Source organism: Pseudomonas sp. Pseusp88 (assembly GCF_047303955.1).
Lineage (GTDB): Bacteria > Pseudomonadota > Gammaproteobacteria > Pseudomonadales > Pseudomonadaceae > Aquipseudomonas.
Window position 1 is genome coordinate 1 of record NZ_JBGLYM010000125.1, and the last position, 267, is coordinate 267.

At 45.7% G+C, this 267-nt stretch carries 1 protein-coding gene; it reads right to left on the bottom strand.

Annotation, left to right across the window (positions count from 1 at the left end; all coding sequences use genetic code 11):
• Nucleotides 1-204, bottom strand: a 204-nt coding sequence (locus ACCD02_RS32740; protein WP_413310732.1) for a hypothetical protein, incomplete at its 3' end; no start/stop codon positions are given.
• Nucleotides 205-267: the final 63 nt, after the last annotated feature.

The following is a 267-nucleotide window of genomic DNA, read 5'->3' on the forward strand; positions in this document are numbered from 1 at the left end:
CCGGTAGAACGTATTCCGAAGACCTACAAAGAAGGATTGTTCCTTGTTATTGAGTCCGAGCATATAAAAACCGTCTGCTGCAATGTCATGAGTGGCGGAACTGAATGCCAGCAGCCAGAAAAAAGCCAGGGTGAATTGTACGTAGTGTGTTGTCGGGATGAAAAAGGCAATACCGGCAAATCCGGCTGAGATAAATCCTTGCATGGTAATAATCCAGGCTCGTTTCGTTTTAATCAGATCAACGAACGGGCTCCATAAGGGCTTGAT